We start from the raw sequence: 21474 nt of genomic DNA, 5'->3' as shown, positions 1-21474 counted from the left end.
TGCATAAATTACCAAAATTTTCTATACAGGACTTACGCACCCAGCCAAAGAAACCGGGTTTTTTTACGAAAATACTGCGTTGTAACCCACTTATGTTCTAAAAAACCCGGTTTCTCGGCCCCATGCGTAAGTCCTACTATAGAATTCACCCGTTATAGCAGGGGACAGGAGGTGGAGGCGATTTTAGGCATACTAAGCTTTTAAACAGAATGATTTAAGATTGCTATAGAAATTAGCTAGTTTTTGTAACATGATTCTATTCAAACCTTATTGGTTCCAAAAGACTTTATTCATCCTCTTAGCCCTGGTTATGAGTGCCTGTAGTACCGCTCAATCCCAAATTCCGTCTCGGTTGGTGGTCGCCACGCCCAGCGGCCCAGCCACCTTTAATCCGCCCTTGAGTCAATCGGCCTATACCGTCTTTGGTTATTTGTATGACCCGTTAATTCAGGACGACCCCGTAACCGGAGAATTAATGCCGAAATCGGGGTTAGCCCAAGGGTGGGAAATTTCTGATGATAAACAAAAAATTATTATTACTTTAAAAGACGGGTTGAAGTGGTCAGATGGAAAACCCTTAACCGTCGATGATATTATTTTTACCTATAACGATATTTATTTAAACGATAAAATTCCCAGCAGTTTTAAAGATATTTTACGAGTGGGAAAAAGTCGCAGCTTTCCCACGGTCAAAAAATTAGATAATCGTCGGGTGGAGTTTGCCGTTGCTGAACCCTTTGCACCTTTTTTACAATATGTAGCCGGATTAAGTATTTTACCAGCCCACATTTTAAAAGATTCAATTACCGAAACAGATAGTGAGGGAAACCCCAAATTTTTAACTACTTGGGGAACCGATACCAACCCTCAAGATATTGTTGGTAATGGTCAATATCGGATCAAAAGTTATACTCCTTATCAACGGGTAATTTTAGAAAGAAATCCCTATTATTGGCGAAAAGACGAACAGGGAAATCCCCAACCCTATATTGAAGAAATTGTCTGGCAAATTATTGAAAGTACCGATACTCAATTATTGGATTTTCGTTCCGGTTCCTTAGATACTTTAACCATACAAACGGAAACATTTCCCTTATTAAAACCCGAAGAAAAACGAGGGAAATATACTATTTATAATTCTGGCCCCGATATGGGAACCGTGTTCATGTCATTGAATATGAATCGGGGAAAAAATGCTCAAGGGAAACCCTTTGTTGATCCAATTAAGTCTAAATGGTTTAATAATAAAGCCTTCCGACAGGCGGTTTATTATGCCATTAATCGGGAAGTGATGAAAAATAATCTCTATTTAGGATTAGGAGAACTGCAACATTCTCCCATTCCAGTCCAAAGCCCCTTTTATCTATCCCCAGAAGCAGGATTAAAAACCTATACACACAATCCCGAAAAAGCTAGACAAATGCTAATTGATGCGGGGTTTAAGTATAATGATAAAGATCAGTTAATTGATAGTGAAGGTAATCAGGTTCGTTTTACCCTCTTAACCAGTGCTGGGAAAAAAATTCGGGAACAAATGGCTACCCAAATTAACCAAGACCTGGGTAAAATAGGGATTCAAGTTGATTTATTATTTCTCAGCTTTAATACCTTAGTCGAACGTCTTTCCAGTTCTCGGAATTGGGATGCCTATTTAGGGGGATTCAGTGGAGGAGGAATTGAACCTCACGGGGGTTATAATATTTGGTCAGTGCAGGGACGGTTACACACATTTAATCAGGGGCCCCAACCCGGAGAAACCGGGATTACCGATTGGCAAGTTTCCGATTGGGAACAACAAATAGATGATTTATTTGTGAAGGCTTCCCAGGAATTTGATCCGAAAAAACGTAAAGAACTCTATGGAAAAGCCCAAAAAATTATTTCCGAAGAATTGCCCCTATTATATATGGTAAATCCCCTCGCCTTTGAAGCCATCCGAGATCGGGTTGAAGGCGTTGAATACACACCATTAGGGGGAGGATTTTGGAATTTGTATGAACTCAAAATTGCCGAATAATCTGTTTAAATTCTGATGAATCCTGAAGCTTTACAACAGTTACTTGAATCCGTTGCATCCGGTCAAATTACCCCGACTGATGCCTTAGATAAAATCAAATACTTTGATTTTGAACCCGTCGGAGATTTTGCCCGCATTGACCATCATCGAAAATTAAGAACCGGATTTCCCGAAGTAATTTGGGGATTAAATAAAACCCCGGAACAAATTATTAAGATTATCGAGGTAATGCGTCAGCGAAATCCGGTGGTGATGGCAACTCGAATTGAACCCCATGTTTATCAACAATTACAAGCCCAAATCCCCGATTTAAGATATTACGAAATCGCTAAAATTTGTGCTATTCACCCGGATGAAATTCCCCGATCTAATTCTACAGGAATAATCACGATTTTAACCGCCGGAACCGCCGATTTACCCGTCGCCGAAGAAGCTGCCATCACCGCTACCTTATCTGGTTTTGAGGTAAAACGGTTATCGGATGTAGGAGTTGCCGGAATTCATCGGTTACTAAGTAATTGGCCGATGATTGCCGATGCGGATGTGTTAATTGCCGTCGCTGGAATGGAAGGAGCCTTACCGACTGTAGTTGGAGGATTAGCCGATTGTCCGGTGATTGCAGTTCCCACCAGCGTCGGTTATGGAGCCAATTTTAACGGGTTAGCCCCCTTATTAACCATGTTGAATTCCTGCGCCACCGGGGTAGGAGTGGTGAATATTGATAATGGGTTTGGGGCGGCAATTTTAGCCTGTCAAATTTTAAGATTAGGAGAACGCTTAAAACGCAAAATTGAGCCTTAACCAAGGGTTCCCTATTAAGTAGTTACACAAAATAAATTACCTAGTTGAGAGAGGGAACACCGGAACAGCCCCCCCAAACCCCCGTTTACGGGGGGCTAGGGGGGAGGGAACAGGGTGGAAGATGTGTAATTAATTTTGTTTAGGTACTTATTACCCAAAACCCAAAACCTATTACCTATTACCTATTCCCCATTCCCCATTACCCATTACCTATTACCTATTACCTATTACCCATTACCAATCGGTTTTTGTAAAAACAAACGTCGAGGCTGCCCTAATAATGTGCAATTCCAACCCGAATCAATCTCAATTAATCTATAACCCATTTTATAATATAAACCTCGGGCTTGATGATTATTTTCTAAGACATGAAGATAAATATTAGAAAATCCCCAATGTTGGGCTGTTTGTTCACAACTTGCGAGTAATTTTTGGGCAATTCCTAGCTTGCGATATTGGGGATGAACGGCTAAATTAGAAATATACAAATAGCGAGAGGTTAAAGATAATTGCCAAGGATAACGCGATCGCAAACCGATTTCTATGGTTCCTAAAATCGAAGGTTGAGACGACCTGACCCCTGAAACCACAGCTACTAAACACAAATATTGATCTGTATTTGCCAATAAACGATAACGGGAATCCTCATAAATTCCTAACCGTAAAATCGGATAAATCCAGCCCAAAAGTCCCTCCTGGGAATGAAAACTCTCGGCCAAAACATCCGTTAATCCCGTTAAGTCCTCAGAGGTTGCTGGCCGAATTTGTAAACTAGAAAAATCCACAGAACTCCCTTTTTGTAGCGAATTTTCCTGTTCGGGCAGGTTTTTTGAACCCATGCCATTTCCGTAACCCCAGAAAAATGTGTTAGATCTCGAAGTGGAAAACAATTGATTCACAGTTTATCAATAGTGCAATATTAATTCCGATCCCCCTTTTTTGGGTAATCGTGACAGTTTTATACTTTCTGAAAGAATACGGGAATTCCGCGCCCAGAAGTATAGGGGTACAATAAATATTGTGCATCAATACCCTGATTGTGGTTTAACCCGTATTAGATAGGGGCTCCGAGTTAACATCCAATTGGTAAATTCTACAGATCATTGCCCCCTACATCCCTTGCAGCAGGAGTCCGGTGCATGAGTTCCCAGAAAAAATCTAAGCCGACGATCTTGGTTGTCGATGACGAACCCGATAACCTAGATTTGCTGTATCGCACCTTTCATCGGGAATACCGGGTGTTGCGAGCAGATGGTGGGCCAGAGGCGCTAAAGATTTTAGCGTCCGAGACTGACGTGGCGGTGATTATTTCCGACCAAAGAATGCCGCAAATGAGCGGGACGGAATTTCTGAGTTTAACCGCGGCCCAATATCCCGATATTATTAGAATTATCCTCACCGGTTATACCGACGTCGAGGATTTAGTCGAAGCAATTAACTCCGGTAAAGTTTTTAAATACGTTACCAAACCTTGGGATGCGGAAGAAGTCAAAGCCATCGTTAAACAGGCCTTAGAAACCCATGGGGTTCTCAAATCCCGTACCGAAGAATTACGACGCGCCCTCCAACAAGAATCCCTCCTCTACGCCGTTACCAATACCATTCGCTCCGCCCCCAACTATCGGGAAATGCTGCAACGGATCGTGGAAACCGTTGGCCAAATGTTTGAAGCCCGCTATTGCCTGCTGCGGCCGTTTCAAGACGGGCAAATGGTGGATGAATGGTTTATGTATCAGTCGGGACGGCTAGATGCCACAGAAACCCCCGATAGTCAAAAGCCTTCCAAGAATTTATTACAATTATTAGTCTGGGAAACCACAGACGTCGAAGTGATTCAGGATGCAGTTAGCGATGAACGGATTTTATCGGTAACAGAACGTCAACAGGCCTACGATCAAACTCAAATTCGGTCGAGTTTAGTCGTCCCCCTATTCTACAAACTGGACTTAATGGCGGTTTTAGCCCTGCATCACTGCCAAGAACCCCATATCTGGCTTGACCATGAAGTGCAGTTAGTGATTACGGTTTCTGACCAAGCGGCTCTCGCCCTTTCCCAAGCTCGGGCCTATGAACAGGTGCGGGAACTGGCGAAACGGGAGGCCCTAGTTAATACCATTACATCGGCCATTCGTTCGAGTCTCGATCCGCGCACAATTTTCGGCGCCATTACCCAACAATTGGGAGAAGCCCTACAGGTGGATGGCTGTGCCTTATCCCTCTGGACAAGGGATGATGAATATGTTCAGTGTGTGGGGTTGTATGATGCAACTCGACAGGCTTCGATGGTTAGTGATGAATGGTCATCGGAAGCGTCTACTCCCGCCCCTAAGCTCTCCCTAGAAACCCTACCTCAGTCGGCCGTTCCGATTCGAGAAAATCCAGTATTACAAAAACTTTTACGCACCCGCCAACCCGTTGTTATTGATAACTTAGATCTGCAACCGGAATGTAAGATTGCTGAATTACCCCTACGTTCTGCTTCTAAAGCCCTAATGTTAGTTCCTTTGCAGTCAGAAGGTCAGATTATTGGTAGTATTTCCCTGCGACAAAATAATCGGATTCGTAAATGGCAGGAGTCGGAAATTAATTTAGTCCAAGTAGTGGCCGTACAAGCTGCTCTGGCGGTACAACAGGCTCGTTTATATCAAAAAACTCGACAACAGGCGCAACGATTGTTAGAAGCCGACCGGGTGAAAACGGAATTTTTCCAGAATATTTCCCATGAGTTTCGTACTCCTTTAACTTTAATGATTGGGCCGTTAGAATCGGCGATTAATCAACAGCAGGATTTACCCCAGGAACAGGCAAAAATAGCTTTAAGAAATTCCCGACGACTATTGAGGTTAGTCAATCAATTATTGGATTTACAACGATTTGATGCTGGACGAATGCAGCCAAGTTTTCGTCCCTGTGATTTGATTGCTTTTTGTCATAGTACCGTTGAGTCTTTTCAACTCTATTGTCAAAAGAAAGAAATTTACCTGGAAACTAATTTAAACCATTGTCCGTTGTTGTATTTGGATTTAGAACGGTTTGATAAAATTATCTATAATTTATTGTCTAATGCCATGAAGTTTACTCCCGCCGGAGGGACAATTACTCTCAGGGTGGAACCGATGGGAAATCATTGTCGTTTGCAGGTTACGGATACTGGAATTGGGATTAAACCGGAACAAATTCCCTATTTATTTGAACGGTTTAGACAAGCGGAAGGCTCGGCTAATCGTTCCTATGAAGGTTCGGGTTTAGGGTTGGCTTTAGTTAAGGAATTAGTCGAACTGCACAAAGGCCAAATTTCCGTAGAATCCGTGTATGGGAGAGGCACAACTTTTACGGTTTGGTTACAACAGGGAACCTCCCATTTACCAGGGGAACAAATATTAGAAATTCAGGCTGAATTAAATTCAAGTCGGGCATCGGTGGAGTTTGCCGATATTGATGTGGATGTAACCGATGGAGATGATTTTGATGGGGAAGAAACCCGTCAGGAGAATATGATTTTACCTGAAAATGGTTCCCTGACTAATTTAGTTTTAGTGGTGGATGATAACCCGGATTTACGCCGTTATGTCTCCAAAATTCTGCGTCAATCGGGTTATAATGTGGTAGTAGCTTGTAACGGGGTGGAAGGGTTTGAAATTGCCCAAAAATATCACCCAGAAGTGATTATTACGGATTTAATGATGCCTTTAGTCTCAGGGTTAGATTTAATTCGGTTAATTCGGAATAACCCGCAATTGAAGGGAACCCCGATGATTTTATTAACGGCTAAAGCCGATGAAGATACCCGTTTAGAAGGGGTGGAACGGGGGGCAGATGCCTATTTATCAAAACCCTTTAATGATCGGGAATTGTTGGCAGAAGTTAGAAACTTACAGTCTTTAAAAGAGAATGAGAGGCGTATATTTGAGTTAAATAGATATTTAACAGAGTCAGTATTGAAGCGATTTTTACCCGAAACCATGGTTAAAAAAGCCGCAACCGGGGAGTTATCCCTGGATCTGAGTCCCGAACCTCGGTTAATTACGATTTTATTTAGTGATATTGTCGGATTTACCCAAATGTCGAATCAGTTACAATCCCAGGGAATTGCAGTGGTGTTAAATGAGTATTTAGCAGAGATGACCCGGGTGATTTTTGCTAATGGGGGGACGGTGGATAAGTTTGTCGGGGATGCGGTGATGGCTTTATATGGCGCCCCGGAGGAGTTATCAGCCGAAAAACAGGTAAAACAGGCGGTGAATTCAGCGAGGCAAATGTTGCGATCGCTTGATAAGTTAAATCAACACTGGCGAGAACAGGGCATTGTCGGGGAAAATGGGGTTGTCCCCGTGCGTTTCCGGTGCGGAATTCATATTGGGACGGCGGTTGTCGGGATGTTCGGATCTCAAGATCGTTCCGATTATACCGCCATTGGCCCGGCGGTGAATATGGCGGCCAGGTTACAGGAGGTTGCCCATCCCAATAGTATTTTAGTCTCTACGGAAGTGGCTAACTATCTCCCTCGGGGGGAAATTATCAGCCAAGAATTCCATAAATTAAAAGGCATTGGGGACGAAGTATTAACTCTGATGGTCAGTCCCGAACTCCCCCCTAATTTGTAGGGAGTCCTTTAGGACTCTAATACAAGCTATCCTATTACAAAAACTGGGTTGTTGCCCGTTTTACGGTGGGGTGGATGTCAATCTGGATTTTCTGTGCTTTTCTCCGGTGGAGGAGGAGGAGCTTTTAACTCGGATTTAAGTGAAGTAGATGGTTTGGGGGTTGGGGTTGGGGACGGTTGGGGTGAGGTTTCCTCAGTCTCCTCGTCTTTAGGAGATTCAGTTTTAAGTTCTGGAGGAGGAGATTCAGCCATGAATAATCCCCTTTGTTTAACCCGACGAATTAATAAATTAGCCACTAATGCGGTAGCTCGGTTATCACTTTCTAAGTTAAATTCTGAATCATCGGTATCTATTTCTACATAACGAGATACCACTTCCATGATTTCTTTTCGCATGGCTTCCACCATTTCCGCCGATAGATCAGCCCGGTCATGGGCTAAGACCAACTTCAAGCGTTGTTTAGCTTCCTCTCGACTGGTTTGATGATTTCGAGGAAAAAGTCTTTCTATGAGTTCATTAATTTTCATGGGGGTTTGGAGGATGAATACAGAAGCAGTCAGATCAACAATTTCAAGATATATAGCAGGGAACAGGGAACGCCGGATCTGGGGGGAAAATACTTCACCGTCTGGGTTCTAAGATCCGTATAGTGTCCTAACTGCCTTGGCGGTTGCTATATTTTTAGCGAACTTTAGAGGAAAGCAAACGACGTAGTTTAGCAAAAAACCCTTCTTGACGGGGGTTAAGGTCAAGGAATGCTACTTTTTCCCCTTCAATTCGACGCACCACATTCGTAAACGCTTGCGCCGCTTGGGAAGGATTTTCTGCTAATACTAAAGGTTCTCCTTTATTGGTGGAAACAATCACATTTTCATCATCGGGAACCACCCCAATTAAAGGAATTGCTAGAATTTCTTCCACATCCTGTACCGACATCATATCGTTGGCTTCCACCATTAAAGGCTTAATCCGATTAATTAATAACCGAATTTTTTTAACCGAATTTGCCTCTAATAAACCAATCACTCGATCCGCATCTCTAACGGCTGAAACTTCGGGAGTGGTGACAATAATTGCTTCTTTTGCCGGGGCGATCGCATTTTGAAATCCCTGTTCAATTCCCGCCGGACAATCAATGATAATATAATCATATTTGCCTTCCAACATCGCTACTAATTGCTTCATTTGATCGGGGGTAACAGCCTCTTTCATCCGATTTTGAGCCGCAGGTAATAACACTAAACGGGATTCTCGTTTATCTTTCACTAAGGCTTGTTCCAGGCGACATTCCCCCGATAAAACCTCCATTGCTGTATAAACAATCCGATTTTCTAAACCCAAGAGTAAGTCTAAATTTCTCAGACCAAAATCCGCATCAATTACCACAACACTGTGGCCCCGTTTTGCCAAACTCATACCCACATTAGCGGTACAAGTAGTTTTTCCCACCCCTCCTTTTCCAGAGGTAATCACAATAACACGACTCATATTTTAAAAATTTGTGTTCGGCAATATATCGATCCGGTGTTCAGAATAACTTATTTCATCCACATTTGGCGCGTCTTTTCAATAAACCGATACTCAAACCCAAAGTCTAAAATCCTTTCCTCCCCATTCGTAATTCGTAATTCGTAATTCGTAATTCCCCATTCCCCATTACCCACTATATCTCCAGGGTCAATATTTTAGCCTTAGCAACTTCCTTCGCCGGACTAATCCGAATTCCTGTGGTATCAACATAAGCCACTTCTGGGTAAAACTGTTCGGGGGAGGTTTCTGGCCCCCGCGCCACTTGATCCGCAATCCGAATTAACTTAGGTTCCATTTGCAAAGCCATAATTGAACTATTTCGATTCCCTTTAGCCCCGGCGTGGGCATTTCCCCGCAACCGTCCCCAAACAATAATATCGCCATCGGCAATCACTGAACTCCCTGGGTTCACATCCCCGACAATTACAATGGTTCCTGGGTGACGAATATCCACACCAGAGCGCACGGTCATTTTCAAATATAACGGTTCTGCTAAGGGGGCTGTAGTCGTCTCTAACACGGGTTGAGCCAAGGTTTCCCGTTCCACATCCTGATCGACGCTATAGCCCGCCATAGCTGCTGCTACTGCGGTTTGACGGCGACTGGTTTTAACCCGTTTCAGTTGCAGTTGAACTTCCGTTAGCGCCTCGGCAATATCTTGGAGTTGACGCCCATCTAATAACCGATTTTCTGCCATTAGATAAACTTCCGTATAATCTTGTTCTGCGTGTTCACCCCCGTTAAGACGATGTTTTAACTGTTGCCAGAGTTCTGTCCAGGTATTATTAAGGTTGGCATTGGTCTCGATATCTTCACGGTTGTTTTCCGGTGGTAAAAATAACAATAATCGTCCGGCTTCGGTTTTAAACCGAACTTGTAAATTAGGATCAATCTCAGGTGAAATTACAGGAGATTCGGATTCAGTTATGATCGGTTCAGAGATTGGAGTATCCAAAGACATATTAGAAGGGAATAGGGATCACGGATTTAAGAGGATTTCACGGATTTCACGGATTTTAATCTGTGTTAATCTGCGTAATCCTTTAATTATTGTAAGCGATCAGGGACAATCCCTAACCCCCCAGTAGAAACGTTACAGGCAACGTCTCTACTGGGGAGAATGCTAAAATATATAATTTTAATTCCCAACAGAATTAAATTTCCTTAATTTTTTTTTGAAGATTAATTTTTTTCCATAATTCCTGTTTAATTCGGTTCATAATTGAAGTTTCATCTAAGGTTTCTAAAATATTTTGAACCACAGCTTTTGGCCCTTCTTCTCCCCAGGATGCACCATTGGCTAAATAGGCTTTTGTTACCTGTCCAATCGCATAACCAGAAACCCCGGCGATCGCAGCTTGGGGAATAGCAACAGATAGATAGGGAATTAATGATAATCCCCCGGTAGCTGTGGCCGTTAATCCTAATATACTTTTTAAAGAACTTAAACCAAAATTTGCGACTAATTCACTAGCAGTAATTCCTCCCATACTTAGGGCAATTTTTTGTAATAATTCTACCGCCCCCTGTTGAGTCATGGAAATTCCATAAAGTTTAGATAAGGTTAATATTAACGCCACATCGATCACCGCCCCACTCAATAAATCAATCATCATCATTGGGTTTAAGGCGATCGCAATTGATTTAGTCATCACCCCATTCCAAATTACTCGATTAGCACTTTGTTCTCGAATTTCCATTTTTCGCCGGACTAATTTTTCATTAATATCCCCGGCATATAACATCGTATTTAAGGCGACTAATGATTTCCCTTCCCGATCCAAAATCTCTAAAATTTTTAACTTTAATTCCTCAATTTGAGGTTCTCCTCGAGTAATTTCGGCGATTAAAGTTCCATCGGGACGACGAATAGCTTTAGCGATTAAAGGAGAAGCCGCCGCCATCACAATTTCATCGGGAGACAACAATTCTTTGACTCTTTCATCTCTAATTTTTTCATAAATTGCCTGTCGATCAGCTTCGGGATATTGATCAATTTTATTAAATACTAATAACATCGGTTTTCCCGCTTCTCGTAATTGCGAAAGCGCATCATATTCAACTTGGGTAATATCTCCAGCAATAACAAATAATAATAAATCAACTTGTTGCGCTACCTGACGAGCAATTTTTTCGCGGGTTTCCCCATCTACCTCGTCAATTCCTGGGGTATCAATCAGTTCAATTTGACAAATTCTATAGGAAACCGTAGGAATATTAGATATCTGGTTATCGGTCATTTCCCACTGCTGAATTTGAGTGGTTTGGGTAACACCATGAATTGGGCCAGAAATAAATACTTCTTGACCTAATAAAGCATTTAATACCGAAGATTTTCCCCTTCCAACCATTCCAAATACCGCAATTTGTACACAGGTACGGTCTAATTTATCCATCATTCTTTGCAAACCCCCAATATCAGGTTCTAAACCTTCTCTTTCCGTGGGAGTTAAGTCAAGATGGTCTACAATATCGCGGAGGGCGTCTTGAGCATGACGTAAATTTAATTCCGCTTGTAGGTCAGTGAAACTCAGTAGGGTTGTATTAAGTTCGTCATCTAAAGTCATAAAAACCTCGTTTTGTTAAGTACCTAAACAAAATTAATTGCATATTCTTGACTTAAATTTTTGAGCACTTTTTTCAGGATTTGCTAGTTATGTAATTAAATTGAGAGATAAATTTGAGAACCTTGGCTAGTTTTATGAACTTCAATTCTAGCTTGAAAAGCTTCTTTTAAACTAGGAATATGGGTGACAGTCAAAATACAAGCAAAATCAGAAGCGATCGCATTAATAGCCGCAATTAACCGATCGCAACCTTCAGCGTCTTGGGTTCCAAATCCCTCATCAATAATTAACATTTGTAGAGAAGTTCCCGCCCGTTGTGCTAATAGTTTAGCTAGGGCTAACCGGATAGCAAAATTAATTCTAAAGGCTTCCCCCCCGGAATAGGTTTCATAGGAACGAGTTCCCCGCGCATCTGCGATTAGAATTTCTAAGGTTTCAATCATTTTAGGAGCATTTTTTGAGGATTTACTACCCCGTCCGCTAGTACGTTGGGTAACAAATTGAACATGGAGTTGATTTGAGGATAATCGAGATAAAATTTGATTGGTTTCTGCTTCTAATTGGGGTAAAACATTCTCAATCATTAGGGCTTGAATTCCATTTTTACCAAAGGCTTTTGCTAATTCATCGTAAACTCGATATTGACGGCGGGTGGTATCTAATTGGGTTTTAATTTCGATTTGTTGAGCGTTTAAATTATCTAATTGAGTTTGTTGTTGTTGTAAACTGCCAAATTGTCCTAAATAATGATCTAATTTTAGTCGTTGTTGTTGAATTAATTGCTCTAATTGTTTTAATGATTCTGTCGGGTCGGGAGTTTCTTTTAATTGTTCTTGTAATAGTTCAATTTGTCCTTGGATTGCTTGTAGGTTTTTTACCCGTTCTTGGGTAATGGTTTCTAACTCTTGAAGGCGTTTTTGCAGAATAGGATATTGTTGTTTGGCTTGGTTTAATTGTTCGGTTCGAGTTAACCAAATTTGAGCTTGACGCAATTCTGTACGGATGCGATTATGCTCCTCAACATTATAACCCATTTGGTTGATTTTTTGCTCTAAAATTATAATTTTTTGTTGAATTTCAGAGTTGTTTTTTTCTTCAGTTAAACTTTGGGTTAAGGATTGAATTTTGGTTTCTAATTCTGGTTTTTGAGTATTAATTTTGGTTAATTTGTCTTGAGCATCTCGAATTTGACTATATTTAATTTCCGCCCAACGATACCGTTTTTCCTCATTCCTAGCTAACGCATGGCTTTGTTCATTATAATTTAGTTGGCTTAATTTCTGCTCTAAATCTCGTAATTCTGCATATAAATCCGTTGCATAGTCACCCGTCTCTAAAATAGTTTGAACGGCTTTTTCTTCTAAAATTAATTGTTGTAATTGTTGTTCATCTTGATCTAAGGATTCTAACTGAGCTTGAATTTTTCCCCGTTGTTCTCGCAATTCTTCATAGGGTAATAAATCCTCTTGGATTTGTCGATATTCTTCCTGTAATATTTTAAGTTCTCGATCCGCAACTACTAACTGTTCATGGATCACCCAAATTTCATTTCTGAATTCCTGTTGTTGGTTTTGCTGTTTAGAAATAACTAAATTCCAGTGATGTTCGTCTAGGGGGCGATCGCATAATGGACAGGGGGGAAACTGCGATTGCAATAACGGTAATTCTTCGGTTTCAGGTGCTTCAGATTCCGATTTTGATAACAGTTGAATTTTCTGATCCAGTTCCCCTAATTTTTCCTCATAATCCCGTTTTACCGTATTCAAGCGGTCAATAAAACCATGACGTTCTTGTCCTTTTTCCCTCACCCTTAATTGATAAACTTTTTTCTTATCCAGTTCAATAATTTGACTCGCAATGCTTTGGGATTGTTGTTCTAATTGGGGGCGATGCTGGTTGAGAGTTCGTTGCAATTTTCCGACGGAGGTTTTTAATTCTTCTAAGCGGGCTTGTTGACGAGATTGAGCCCGATCTAATTCCGTTTGTAAGCGTTGACGCTGTTGTAAAATTGGGGTAACTTCTAATTGCAATTGATCAAAGTGAGTTAAACGATTGCGAGCGGTTTTTAACTGTTCTAATCCCGCTTCAATATCAGTTTTTTGGCTTAAAATTTGTGAGTAATCTTGTTCCTGTTGGGTTAGGGCTTCCAAACGGGCTTGTAGTCCCTGAATTTGCTGTTGTAAGGTGTTTAGATGTTGGCGTTGTTGTTCCTGTAATTGTTGGCGTTGTTGTTGGGAATCTTGATATATTTTGAATTGAGCCGATAGGGTTTCTTCTGTGGTTTGTAGGGTTTGAAAATGGGTATATCCGGTTTGAATTTCCGTTTCTTGTTTTAATACTGCTTCTAATTCTTGACTTTGCTGTTGAGTAGTAACTAATTCCTGTTGTAATCTGCGATAATCTTGAGCAAAGGTTTGATGCTGTTGTTGTTGTCCTGTTAATAACTTTTCCCAAGATTGACGATGATGTTGTTGGGCTTGTAGTTGTTGATATTGATCTCGATCTTGGGCTTGTTTTTCCTGAAGCTGATCAATGGTATTTTGTAGTTGAATAATATCCTGTTCCAGTTGACCTTTTTGGTCGATTTGGACTTGATTACTGGTTAAGGTTTGTTCTAAAATTTCCGCTTGGGATTTATAACTTTTGGCTAAGTCTTTGGCTTTATCTGATAAGCCATCATATTGATCTAATTTTAATAAATTAGCCAGAATTTCTTTACGTTCGGCGGGACGTTTGATCATAAATTCATCGGCTTTTCCCTGACGCAAATAGGCGGAATTAGTAAAGGTATCATAATCTAGTTTTAAGTAGTCTATAATTTTCTGTTGAGTGGGGGCTATTCCCTTTTCTGTAAGGGTGCGAAACTTAATTTGATCTAAATCTTCAATTTCTTGTAAAACGGTGGTTGCTACTTGAAATTCTAAGGTTCCCGATTGACCACGGCGGCGGTTACGAATCACCCGATATAAGTTTCCCTGACTAATAAATATAAAATCGACCTGGGTTTCTAATTCTCCCATATAGATAATATCATCCTTCGATTCTGCCCGACTTTCCCCCCAAATTGCCCAAGCCATTGCTTCTAATAAAGATGACTTTCCTGACCCGTTGGAACCGCAAATACAAGCGGTATGTAATCCACTAAAATCTAGGGTCGCTTCTCGATAACTCAGGAAATTTTTTAGGGTCAGTTTTTGGGGAATCATAGGTTTTCAAAACTGGAAATAGGGAATTTTTGGGAGGTTGCTGTATTGTTCAATCTTATTTTAACGCAATTTGTGTTATTGGGACTACAACAAAAGTATATAATCAGTACCATGAACCTACAACATCTAGGATTAACGATTATCAAGAATTAGAAACCTTACAAGAATATGTATTAATTAGTCAAAACCGCCAGCGTGTTGATTGTTTTCGACGGAATACAGAGGGAAGATGGGAGCTTTATAGTTATCGAGGAAATCAAGAACTAGAGTTAACCAGTGTTAATTTCTCTTGTTCTCTGACTGCTGTTTACGAAGATATTTCCCAATTCGTAATTCGTAATTCGTAATTAATTTCTAATATCTTGAGCCATTAAATAGATTGTAGTCCATTCCTGTTGAATTTGGGTGAGTTTTAAGTTTAGGGTTTCAGCAATAGTTTCTAAAGTTTCTCGGGCTTTTAATCGTTCAATGATTTGACGTTGGTTATCGTTTAAACTTTGCCAAAATTGTTCCCATTGTTCGGAATTTAATCCTAAACGATGTTCGGATAAAGAGGTTCCTAACCAACTGGTAACTAATTCTGGATTCTGTTTTAAGGTAAAGTTTTTAATTGCATGATAACTAACTTTTTCTCGGAGTCGATAGATTTGTTTAATCGGTAAATTTAACTTTTGAGCGATCGCTTCTTGGGATAATCCTTGTAAATACAGTCGCAACCATTCCGCCGCCTTTGAATCTACATTTTTAATTAAATAGTCTTCAAATTCTGCTTGTACTTTTAACCTTTGGTTTTGTTGGGTTTGAAAATATTGGTCGTCTTCGTATTGAGAAATGGCTTGATTATCTAATAAACTAATAGTGTCATCTGTCTCATCGGATAGAATTTCATCGGATAATTGTTTAATCCATTCTCCGGCGGGAACTTGGGTTAATCCGCCCCGTTGAGAACGACGTAAATAATTAACAAATCTATAAACTAATAGGGGTTGATTCCGAATTGGACGGAGACAATATTCTTCTAATGTTGTGAATAGTAAAGCATTACTTAATTGGCGATCGTTTGTACATTGAGAAATCCATTGAATTTGTTGTTGTAAATAGCGATCGCTATTCAACATTTCCTGTACTACTTCTTGTAAAACATCCACCACTTGACGCTGGCGATCGCGACTGGTTGACACCCAAAGACGAACCTTTTGGCGTAGGATCATTAAACTCCCTAATCGCTGCATTAAATTTCGATAGGCTTTTTCAGGAGGCGTATCTAAATAGCGCTGTTGTAGAATTTGATAGCGAAAGTTTAACCCTAATTTGATTCGTTCCTGTTGGTTAGTAGGGAGGGAATCTAAGCTGGTAAAATGCTCTCCCAGTAACCAATTAATGATACTTTCTCGTTTGTCTTGACTGGAGTTAGGGTAATCGTTTTCCAGTTGGAAACGCCACTGATTTGTCCAAGATTCTGCTAGGGTCATTTAAGGTTTTAAGGGGTCAAAAAATCTTCAATTGCTAAGGGTTTTACTATTTTATCCTAAATCTGGAAATCCGGTGAGCTATCTGTAAGTTCATTAGATTTTAGGGGATAGCTGTCTTGAAGTTTATTATGAATCACTTCAACTATCGGAACGGGGATCGGGTAATCCTCCTGAGAATTTGAACTCAGGGTTTTAAGTTATAGATAATGGAGATGATACGACTAAATTATCACGATGAATTACCGTATCTGCTCCGTCATAACCCAAAATTTCAGGGATTTTATCCGAATGTAAACCTTTTATTTTTTGCAATTCTCCCTGACTATAATTCACTAATCCCCTAGCAATTTCCTGTCCATCTAAATTACAAATTTGGACAGAATCCTGAAGATTAAATTCACCTTCAACTTGAGTAATTCCCGCCGCCAATAGAGATTTTCCTCCGTGAGAAATTGCTCGAATTGCCCCGGCATCTAAATATATTTTTCCCGTAGGAACTAATACATTTGCAATCCAATGTTTTCGAGCATTAACGGGTCTATTCTGGGGTTCAAATTGCGTGCCAATGAGTTCCGTCCCTTGCAGAATTTTTTCTAAATTTTGGGGGAATTTCCCCTCTGTTATCACTGTTCTCACCCCTGACCCCGTGGCAATTCTGGCGGCTTCAATTTTAGTAATCATCCCTCCGGTTCCCCAACCACTGCGAGAATCTCCCGTTTTAACTTGGAATTGTTCTAATTGTTCCATATTAGTCACTAAACTAATCGGTTGAGCATCGGGATTCTCACGGGGATCGGCCGAATATAATCGATCTACATCGGTTAATAAAAATAACCAATCCGCTTCCACTAAACTAGCAACTAAAGCCGAAAGCGTATCATTATCCCCGAATTTTAGTTCATCGACAGAAACAGTATCATTTTCATTAACAATCGGAATTACTCCTAATTTTAAAAGTTGTTGAAACGTATTATAAACATTCACATAACCATTGCGTTGTACTAAGTCTCCCCTGGTGAGTAAAACTTGAGCAATGGGTTGTTTTAAGGTACTAAATAAATCATCATAAACCCGCATCAAACGACCTTGACCGACGGCGGCTACGGCCTGTTTTAAAGCAATGGTGCGGGGACGTTCGGTTAATCCTAAGCGATCGCATCCCACTCCTACCGCACCCGAAGACACTAAAACCACTCGATAACCCTGCTTTTGTAGTCGGGTTAAAGTTTCTACTAATGTGGCTAAAGTCGATAGGGCTAAATGTCCCGTCGCCGACTGGGTTAAACTCGATGTACCAATTTTAACAACAATAGTTTGAGACATAATCAGTTATCAGTTATCAGTTATCAGTTTTTTAGAGATTGTAGGGATATTGCCGTTAACCAAAAGATTAAGATTTTTTTGGTAAATTATGCTATATCAGTATATCATTTATGCCAATATTATTAACTCTCAAACCATGGCAATTATTAAATCTCGCCTTCTTCTTTCCCTTTCCCTCTTAACCACCTTAATTTCGCTTTCCTTACCTGTTAAAGCTGACTCCACTGCCGAAATGAATCTAATTAATTGCCAATTTAATCTTTAAAAATAAGTGACTCCTATCAAACTTCAAAACGCAATTTCCCAAACAGGGCGACGCTACTACGCCTGCATAAGTTCTGTTATTGTCACCGAGGGAGGACGCTTGTACTGCTGCTCCCCCGCTTTTCCCATCTCCTGTTACCATGTATAGTATGTGTTAACAAAACTTAACGCTTTTGTTAGACACAACTCTGGGTCTCTACAGGCCAATATAGTACATGGAGGAATTATCAAACCATTACCGTATTGCCGATGAACACAGAATTACCCAACCGTCAACCCCCTAATCCTCAACAAATGCTGAGACTCCTCAAAAAAATAGCTGAGATTATTGGTAGATGGTGGTCAGAGTTTACCCTGCAAACTCGGTTAATGGCGGGGGCGACCCTGGTAGTTTCTCTATTGATGAGTAGTTTAACATTTTGGGCCGTCAACACGATTCAAGAAGATGCTCGCATCAACGATACCCGTTACGGTCGAGATTTAGGATTACTATTAGCCGCCAATGTCGCCCCCCTAATTGCTGAAGAAAAAAGGGATGAAGTCGCACGGTTTTCCCGTCAATTCTACACCAGTACATCTAGTGTCCGTTATATGTTATATGCGGATCAAGAGGGGGAAATTTATCTAGGTTTACCCTTTTCCGATTCGGCAGTACAAAATTCCTTAACCCTACGGCGGCGGATGCAGTTACCTGATAATTTTTTAGCCAGTGTGCAGTCAGGAAATTTTGCGGATTTGCCGATGGTAAGACAACATTTAACTCCAGCTGGAGAGGTGACGGATGTTTTTGTTCCCATGATGCACAATGGAAATTATTTAGGGATTTTAGCCATTGGAATTAATCCTAATCCTACCGTTGTTGTATCATCAAATTTAACCAGGGATGTAACTTTAGCGGTATTTGTTTCAATATGGGTGATGGTAATTTTAGGGGCGGTATTTAATGCTTTAACTATTACTCAACCGATTAAAGAATTAGTTCAAGGAGTTAAAAATATTGCCGTAGGAAATTTTAATCAACGGGTTGATTTACCCTTTGGAGGAGAATTAGGGGAATTAATTTCCAGTTTCAATGAAATGGCAGAACGCCTAGAAAGTTTTGAAGAACAAAATATTGAAGAACTAACCGCAGAAAAAGCCAAGTTAGAAACCTTGGTTTCAACTATTGCCGATGGAGCCGTTTTAATTGATGCTGAACTGAATTTAATTTTAGTTAATCCCACCGCAAAACGTTTATTTAGCTGGGAAGGTACAACGGTTATTGGTAATAATGTTCTCAACTTTTTACCCAATTTGGTTACAGAAGAATTATCAGAACCTTTACAAAAAATTGCCAGTGGAACTTTAGATGGCGGAGAGTTTCGTTGTTCCTTGGGAGAACCCACAAATCGGACATTACGAATTTTATTAACCACGGTTTTATTACATAAATCTCCTGGGGCTGAACCCCTGTGTCATAGCTGTATTCACGACGCGGAAAATACTTGTGAATTATCAGAACGTCCCAACGTTCAGGAATGTACTTTATATGACTATAATCCGATGTCAAATTCTCCTGGGGAAGACAATTATCGGGAAAGTTTAAAAGGGATTGCAATGACCATTCAGGATATTACTCGTGAGGTAGAGTTAAATGATGCTAAGAGTCAGTTTATTAGTAATATTTCCCATGAATTAAGAACGCCGTTATTTAATATTAAATCCTTTATTGAAACCCTCCATGATTATGGAGAAGATTTAACCGAAGAAGAACGACAGGAATTTTTAGCCACCGCCAACCATGAAACAGACCGTTTAACTCGTTTAGTTAATGATGTGTTAGATTTGTCTCGCTTAGAATCCTGTCGTATCTACAATTTTGAACCCGTTGATATGGCGCAAGTGGTAGAACAGACTTTGAGAACCTATCAATTGAATGCTAAGGATAAAGGAATTGAACTTAGTCGAGAAATAGAACCAGATTTACCTTTAGTTGTCGGAAATTATGATTTATTGTTGCAAGTTTTAACCAATTTAGTCGGAAATGCGCTGAAATTTACATCTTTGGGGGGCCGGGTAATTATCAGAGTTTATCTATTAGAAGAAGATAATCTCAAGAAAAATCAAGAAGTAGAGGAAATTGAAAAAGGAGGCTGGATTATTTCCCCTCCTCCCCCTCGCCCTGTAGATTTACATTTAGCTGGAAATCGACCTAAAAATCGTTATATTAGAACTGAAGTTTCTGATACGGGAACCGGAATTTCACTAGAAGACCAAGAGGCTATTTTTACTCGTTTCTTCCGTGTAGAAAATCGCGTTCATACCCTAGAAGGAACGGGTTTAGGGTTGTCTATTGTGAAAAATATTATTGAAAAACATCGAAGTCAAGTTCATTTAATGAGTGAGTTGGGCATCGGAACAACATTCTGGTTTGATTTGTTAGTATCCCAGGAAGAAACACAATCTACATCTTTTGGAAATGATGTTTTTATTGGAAAATCCTCGATCTCTATTTCTAAAGGATAAGATCACAAAAATCCATCATCATCACCAATTCATAATTCGTAATTCATAATTACCCTTTATATAACAGCATCACATCTTCCAACGACATTCGGGAATGCGCCCCTAAAGTTAAGGGTGAAATATGACCTCGGTTAAGATGGTCTGAAGCCGCACAAGCAATCATGGCGGCGTTATCGGTACAATATTTTAAAGGCGGAAATAATACCCGCAAATCGTGGATTTTAGCCGCCTCTTGCAGATGTTTTCTTAACCCACTATTTGCCGCCACTCCTCCCCCAATAGCAATAGTATCTAATCCAAAGTCTAAGGCACAAGCGATCGCCCTTTTTGTTAAAATTTTAGCAACGGTATCTTGAAAACTCGCCGCAATATCGGCAACAGGTAACGAGGTACTTTTTTCTTTTTCTAAGGTTTGAACTAACCTTAATACCGCCGTTTTTAACCCGCTAAAACTCGAATGATAGGGATGATAACCCCCATTAGGGAGGGAAATCTTGCCTTCGGGTAAGGCAAAGGCTTTGGGGTTGCCTTGAGTTGCTAACTGGTCAATAATTGGCCCCCCAGGATAGCCCAAATTTAACAACCGGGATACTTTATCAAAGGCTTCCCCGGCGGCATCATCCATCGTATGTCCCAAGATTTGATAGACCCCACAATCTTTAACATGAATTAAACTGGTATGACCCCCCGATACCAACAGACATAAAAACGGTGGCTGAAGACTGGTTTCGGTTAAATAGCTGGCATAAATATGACCTTCCAGGTGATGAATCCCTAAAAAGGGTTTATCATGCACCAAGGCTAAGGTTTTAGCTGTGGTAATACCCGTTATTAACGCCCCTACCAGTCCGGGTGCACAGGTGGCAGCCACCCCATCAATGGCCGACCAGTCTAAACCTGCGGTTTCTAATGCTTGGTCAAGGACAGGATTCACCATTTCTAAATGATGACGGGAGGCAACTTCGGGGACAACCCCGCCATATTGTTGATGAATGGGGATTTGAGAAGCCACAACATTACTTAAAACTTTACGATTCTTTACAATTGCGACCCCGGTTTCGTCACAACTTGTTTCAATTGCTAAAACTGTTGCCATTGACTGATAAATTTTATGAAATGATCGGAGCTAACTTTGAATAGCTTTATCATTGCAGATTTTTTGGGTACAGTGAACAACTGAACCTA

The 21474-nt window shown here is 40.5% G+C and carries 16 protein-coding genes; 6 read left to right on the top strand and 10 right to left on the bottom strand.

Annotated features, from left to right (window positions below; genetic code table 11):
• The first annotated feature begins 250 nt into the window (after positions 1-250).
• Both NMG86_RS16915 and larB read left to right on the top strand, forming a co-directional pair.
• Positions 251-2017, top strand: coding sequence for an ABC transporter substrate-binding protein (locus tag NMG86_RS16915; RefSeq protein WP_043938539.1), 1767 nt, complete (start codon positions 251-253; stop codon positions 2015-2017).
• A 15-nt stretch (positions 2018-2032) separates the two neighbouring features.
• Positions 2033-2818, top strand: coding sequence for a nickel pincer cofactor biosynthesis protein LarB (gene larB, locus NMG86_RS16910; RefSeq protein WP_026798134.1), 786 nt, complete (start codon positions 2033-2035; stop codon positions 2816-2818).
• A 227-nt stretch (positions 2819-3045) separates the two neighbouring features.
• Here the strand turns inward: larB and NMG86_RS16905 are convergent, their stop codons facing one another.
• Positions 3046-3657: a GNAT family N-acetyltransferase gene (locus tag NMG86_RS16905; protein ID WP_026798133.1), complete on the bottom strand. Its 612-nt coding sequence runs from the start codon at positions 3655-3657 to the stop codon at positions 3046-3048.
• A gap of 300 nt (positions 3658-3957) precedes the next feature.
• Between NMG86_RS16905 and NMG86_RS16900 the strand changes: the two genes are divergently transcribed.
• Entirely contained in the window at positions 3958-7422 is a 3465-nt protein-coding gene (locus tag NMG86_RS16900; RefSeq protein ID WP_026798132.1) for a response regulator, read from the top strand.
• Positions 7423-7499: 77 nt separating this feature from the next.
• Here NMG86_RS16900 and minE read toward each other — a convergent pair whose 3' ends face one another.
• From minE to sbcC, 6 genes are all read right to left on the bottom strand, one after another.
• The gene (minE, locus tag NMG86_RS16895) at positions 7500-7949 is read right to left on the bottom strand and encodes a cell division topological specificity factor MinE (protein WP_026785988.1); all 450 of its coding nucleotides are present in this window, start codon (positions 7947-7949) and stop codon (positions 7500-7502) included.
• Positions 7950-8103: 154 nt separating this feature from the next.
• On the bottom strand, positions 8104-8910 hold the full coding sequence (gene minD / locus NMG86_RS16890) for a septum site-determining protein MinD (protein ID WP_026785989.1): 807 nt from the start codon (positions 8908-8910) through the stop codon (positions 8104-8106).
• A gap of 50 nt (positions 8911-8960) precedes the next feature.
• The gene (locus NMG86_RS16885) at positions 8961-9086 is read right to left on the bottom strand and encodes a hypothetical protein (protein WP_269147415.1); all 126 of its coding nucleotides are present in this window, start codon (positions 9084-9086) and stop codon (positions 8961-8963) included.
• Entirely contained in the window at positions 9086-9913 is an 828-nt protein-coding gene (minC, locus tag NMG86_RS16880; RefSeq protein WP_026795754.1) for a septum site-determining protein MinC, read from the bottom strand. The genes NMG86_RS16885 and minC overlap by 1 nt, the downstream gene beginning before the upstream one ends.
• Positions 9914-10106: 193 nt before the next feature.
• Complete coding sequence (locus tag NMG86_RS16875; protein ID WP_026798131.1) at positions 10107-11519, bottom strand: GTP-binding protein; 1413 nt, start codon at positions 11517-11519, stop codon at positions 10107-10109.
• Between the two features lie 95 nt (positions 11520-11614).
• On the bottom strand, positions 11615-14725 hold the full coding sequence (gene sbcC, locus NMG86_RS16870) for an exonuclease subunit SbcC (protein ID WP_026798130.1): 3111 nt from the start codon (positions 14723-14725) through the stop codon (positions 11615-11617).
• A 29-nt stretch (positions 14726-14754) separates the two neighbouring features.
• Between sbcC and NMG86_RS16865 the strand changes: the two genes are divergently transcribed.
• Entirely contained in the window at positions 14755-15072 is a 318-nt protein-coding gene (locus NMG86_RS16865) for a Uma2 family endonuclease (protein WP_052338761.1), read from the top strand.
• Here the strand turns inward: NMG86_RS16865 and NMG86_RS16860 are convergent, their stop codons facing one another.
• Positions 15073-16197, bottom strand: coding sequence for a HetZ-related protein 2 (locus NMG86_RS16860; protein WP_026798129.1), 1125 nt, complete (start codon positions 16195-16197; stop codon positions 15073-15075).
• 192 nt (positions 16198-16389) lie between these two features.
• A complete protein-coding gene (gene proB / locus NMG86_RS16855; protein WP_026785994.1) occupies positions 16390-17520 on the bottom strand; it encodes a glutamate 5-kinase in 1131 nt (376 codons plus the stop codon).
• Positions 17521-17608: 88 nt separating this feature from the next.
• On the opposite strand from proB, the gene NMG86_RS16850 reads away from it, so the two are divergent.
• Both NMG86_RS16850 and NMG86_RS16845 read left to right on the top strand, forming a co-directional pair.
• Entirely contained in the window at positions 17609-17785 is a 177-nt protein-coding gene (locus NMG86_RS16850; protein WP_155806180.1) for a hypothetical protein, read from the top strand.
• Between the two features lie 293 nt (positions 17786-18078).
• The gene (locus NMG86_RS16845) at positions 18079-20289 is read left to right on the top strand and encodes an ATP-binding protein (RefSeq protein WP_042157868.1); all 2211 of its coding nucleotides are present in this window, start codon (positions 18079-18081) and stop codon (positions 20287-20289) included.
• Positions 20290-20338: 49 nt separating this feature from the next.
• Here NMG86_RS16845 and tsaD read toward each other — a convergent pair whose 3' ends face one another.
• A complete protein-coding gene (gene tsaD, locus NMG86_RS16840) occupies positions 20339-21385 on the bottom strand; it encodes a tRNA (adenosine(37)-N6)-threonylcarbamoyltransferase complex transferase subunit TsaD (RefSeq protein ID WP_026798128.1) in 1047 nt (348 codons plus the stop codon).
• Positions 21386-21474 lie beyond the last annotated feature (89 nt).

Origin of the sequence: Planktothrix rubescens CCAP 1459/22, from assembly GCA_904830895.1 — a bacterium.
In the GTDB taxonomy this organism is placed as follows: Bacteria; Cyanobacteriota; Cyanobacteriia; order Cyanobacteriales; family Microcoleaceae; genus Planktothrix; species Planktothrix agardhii.
This window is presented reverse-complemented; position numbering and strand designations above follow the sequence as displayed.

Excerpts from the sequence above, each read along its gene's own strand:
- minD (WP_026785989.1), bottom strand. The coding sequence starts at position 8,910 with ATGAGTCGTGTTATTGTGATTACCTCTGGAAAAGGAGGGGTGGGAAAA.
- minE (WP_026785988.1), bottom strand. The coding sequence starts at position 7,949 with ATGAAAATTAATGAACTCATAGAAAGACTTTTTCCTCGAAATCATCAA.
- minC (WP_026795754.1), bottom strand. The coding sequence starts at position 9,913 with ATGTCTTTGGATACTCCAATCTCTGAACCGATCATAACTGAATCCGAA.
- larB (WP_026798134.1), top strand. The coding sequence starts at position 2,033 with ATGAATCCTGAAGCTTTACAACAGTTACTTGAATCCGTTGCATCCGGT.
- NMG86_RS16900 (WP_026798132.1), top strand. The coding sequence starts at position 3,958 with ATGAGTTCCCAGAAAAAATCTAAGCCGACGATCTTGGTTGTCGATGAC.
- tsaD (WP_026798128.1), bottom strand. The coding sequence starts at position 21,385 with ATGGCAACAGTTTTAGCAATTGAAACAAGTTGTGACGAAACCGGGGTC.
- NMG86_RS16860 (WP_026798129.1), bottom strand. The coding sequence starts at position 16,197 with ATGACCCTAGCAGAATCTTGGACAAATCAGTGGCGTTTCCAACTGGAA.
- NMG86_RS16850 (WP_155806180.1), top strand. The coding sequence starts at position 17,609 with ATGCTATATCAGTATATCATTTATGCCAATATTATTAACTCTCAAACC.
- NMG86_RS16845 (WP_042157868.1), top strand. The coding sequence starts at position 18,079 with ATGCTGAGACTCCTCAAAAAAATAGCTGAGATTATTGGTAGATGGTGG.
- NMG86_RS16875 (WP_026798131.1), bottom strand. The coding sequence starts at position 11,519 with ATGACTTTAGATGACGAACTTAATACAACCCTACTGAGTTTCACTGAC.
- sbcC (WP_026798130.1), bottom strand. The coding sequence starts at position 14,725 with ATGATTCCCCAAAAACTGACCCTAAAAAATTTCCTGAGTTATCGAGAA.
- NMG86_RS16915 (WP_043938539.1), top strand. The coding sequence starts at position 251 with ATGATTCTATTCAAACCTTATTGGTTCCAAAAGACTTTATTCATCCTC.
- NMG86_RS16905 (WP_026798133.1), bottom strand. The coding sequence starts at position 3,657 with ATGGGTTCAAAAAACCTGCCCGAACAGGAAAATTCGCTACAAAAAGGG.
- proB (WP_026785994.1), bottom strand. The coding sequence starts at position 17,520 with ATGTCTCAAACTATTGTTGTTAAAATTGGTACATCGAGTTTAACCCAG.